The sequence below is a fragment of the Microbacterium sp. UBA837 genome, from assembly GCF_002296025.1.
Lineage (GTDB): Bacteria > Actinomycetota > Actinomycetes > Actinomycetales > Microbacteriaceae > Microbacterium.
In genome coordinates this window covers 1-2,905 of the sequence record NZ_DBHD01000157.1, presented here as the reverse complement: position 1 = coordinate 2,905, position 2,905 = coordinate 1, and the positions used below count along the sequence as shown (strand labels likewise).

Genomic DNA, 2,905 nt, shown 5'->3' with positions numbered 1-2,905 from the left:
AAACGATCGGACTCACTCATCTAGCGGGGACGTCGCGTGGCGAGGAGCACCGGCGGCGGTGTTCTTACAGAGAGGAAAGAGTCTTGTCGGAAGTACCCGGGACCCGATGGTGGCGCTCGAGAACCTCAATGATCTTGCGGTCTCCTGCCGCGACTCTTGTCGCTGTTGTGGTGGCCATCGTGATCGCAATCGCTGTCGCGCTAGGTCAAGCCCCAGGGAGTGGTGTAGTTCGGGTTCCTTCGATCTGTTGATGGTTCAGGCGGTGAGCTCGAGGGTGCTGTCGGTGTTCACCTTCTCCGTGCCGGTGTTGTCGACGAGGGTGAGTCGGGACTTCGCGAGGATCTCGAGCCCGAGGTAGCGGCGGCCTTCGGCCCATTCGTCGGTGATCTCGGTGAGGACGGCGCCGACGAGGCGGATGATCGCGCCGCGGTTGGGGAAGATGCCGACGGAGTCGGTGCGGCGACGGATCGCCCGGTTCAATCTCTCGTTGGGGTTGTTGGACCAGATCTGCTGCCAGAGCCCTTCGGGGAACCCGGTGAACGCGAGGATGTCAGCTCGGGGGGTGTCGAGGTGCTCGTGCGCGTCGGGGAGTTTCCCGTTGACGTAGTCCAGGAGCCGGTCGAACTGGGCGTTCACGGCGGCAGCGTCGGGTTGGTCGTAGACGGAGTGAAGCATCGCTTTCACCGCCGGCCACATAGTCTTCGGTGTCACGCTCATCAGGTTGGCCGCGTAATGGGTGCGGCAGCGTTGCCAGACCGCGCCGGGCAGATTCGCCGCGATCGCCTCCACCAGGCCTGCGTGGGCGTCGGAGGTGACCAGGCGGACGCCGCCCAGGCCGCGGGCGACGAGGTCGGCGAAGAACGAGTTCCAGGCCGCCCCGGTCTCGGACGTCGCGACGCGGAGCCCGAGGACTTCGCGGCGCCCGTCGGCGTTGACGCCGGTCGCGACGAGCACGACGGCGTTGATCACCCGACCGCCTTCACGGACTTTCATGGTGAGCGCGTCGGCGGCGACGAACGTGAACGGGCGCGAATCCCCCAGGGGTCGGTGCCGGAACTGGGCGACGTGCTCGTCGAGATCCGCGGCCATCCGTGAGACCTGCGACTTCGACAGGTTGTGGATCCCAAGGGTCTTCACAAGCTTGTCCATCCGGCGGGTCGAGACGCCAGCGAGGTAGCAGTCCGCGACGACCGTGATCAGCGCCGACTCGGCGCATTTGCGGCGTTCGAGGAGCCATTCGGGGAAGTACGTGCCGGAGCGCAGCTTGGGGATCGCGACGTCGATCGTCCCAACCCGGGTGTCGAGGTCGCGGTGCCGCTAGCCGTTGCGCTGCGCCGCCCGGTCGGTGGAGCGTTGGCCCCATTCCGCGCCGACGACGGCGTCCGCGTCGGCGGACAGCAGCGCGTTGATCGTTGTCTGCAGCAACCTGCGCATCAGATCGGGAGACGCGTCGCCCAGCGCTTCCTGAAGCAGGCCAGCGGGGTCGACAATATGAGCTGCGGTCATCGTGAAGATGCCTTTCGAGTGGGATGTGAGGGTTTTTCTCGAAGGGAACTACACGGTGACCGCACCATCTCTACGACGAGACCGGCCACCGCGAACTACACCACGCTACGGGGCACTACTTCGGCGCTTGTGGGGGTCTTCGTCAGCGCCGACGATGGATGCATGGCCACGACGCGCACGCTCACCCGACGAAACGCGGGATGGATCGCGCTTGCTGTCGCCGGTGTCCTCGTCGCGGCGGCGCTCGTCGCCGCATCGATCGTCGCGTCGGGGCGGGGCGAACCGCTCGCGGCAGCGCCGACGCCCACGCCTACGCCCACAGTCGAACCCGCGGCGACACCGACACCCACCCTGGTCGGGCCCGCCGCTGACACGACCGACTACGACCTGGCCGGACTCCCTGAGATCACCGTCTTCGCCATCGTTCCCGAGCTGCCCGTCGACGACGATCCTTTCGGCCGGCTGACCGGGGTCGCCGCTCGCGCGGCGGGCGCCGCGGTCCCTGTGTTTGCCGAGCCCGGTGGCGCTCCGGTGGCGTCGCTTCCGCGCGATTACTACTACGACGGCACCGTGGTGCCGGTGATCGAGCAGCACGACGCATGGGTGAAGGTCATGCTCGTGGGCCGCCAGGCCTATCCCTCCGGGGGAAACTCCGGGCAACTCACCGGATGGCTCCGGACGCAGGACGTCGAGTTTACGGCGCAAGAGGCGGTCGTCGAGGTCTCCCTCGGCGACCGCACCATCGACATCGTTCGTGGGGAGGGGCGGCAGCGCATCGCCGCCGACTTCGGGTCCGGCGTGGAGGCGACGCCGACGCCCCTCGGTCGTTCGTTCATCATGACGGTGCGCACCGAGCCGAGCTTCGCGTACACGAGGGGGAACCCGATCACCTACCTGTCGGTGCAGAGTCCGACTCTCGACGGATTCGACGGCGGCGATGTCGCCGTGACCGCCTTCCACTATCACGACACACGTTCCGGCCGAGTGTCGAACGGATGCCTGCGCGTCGATGAAGCCGCAGCCCACGCGCTCGCCGCGCTCCCGCTCGGAACTCCGGTGATCATCCGCGAATGACGCTCGAGCCGATGCCGCGACACCGGATGCCGCAACGGGTCAGCGGCGCGGTGGACGGCCTTCGCGCTTAGCCGAGTTGCCGAAGCGGTCGGGCTTGAGTTCGATCAGCTTGCCGCTGATGCGCGTGTTCTCGAGGCGCCTCAGCGTGTCGGGCGAGAGATCCGCGGGCAGCTCGACGAGCGAGAAGTCGGGGCGGATCTGGATCGCGCCGAAGTCCTCGCGGCGAAGGCCCCCCTCGTTGGCTAGGGCTCCGACGATCTGGCGCGGCTCAACCCTGTGGCGCCGGCCAACGGAGATCCGGTAAGCCTCGATCCACCGATGAGCC

General features: G+C 67.5%; 2 protein-coding genes and 1 pseudogene. 1 reads left to right on the top strand and 2 read right to left on the bottom strand.

Going from position 1 to position 2,905, the window contains the following annotated elements:
- Nucleotides 1-255: 255 nt before the first annotated feature.
- Nucleotides 256-1,506: pseudogene (locus tag B3587_RS11515) on the bottom strand (IS256 family transposase).
- Nucleotides 1,507-1,668: 162 nt separating this feature from the next.
- Between B3587_RS11515 and B3587_RS11510 the strand changes: the two are divergent.
- Nucleotides 1,669-2,580, top strand: a complete 912-nt coding sequence (locus B3587_RS11510; RefSeq protein WP_292728774.1) for a L,D-transpeptidase — start codon at nt 1,669-1,671, stop codon at nt 2,578-2,580.
- 39 nt (nt 2,581-2,619) lie between these two features.
- On the opposite strand, the gene B3587_RS11505 is transcribed toward B3587_RS11510, so the two are convergent.
- A partial coding sequence (locus B3587_RS11505) for a DbpA RNA binding domain-containing protein (protein ID WP_292728772.1) occupies nt 2,620-2,905 on the bottom strand: 286 nt, incomplete at its 5' end.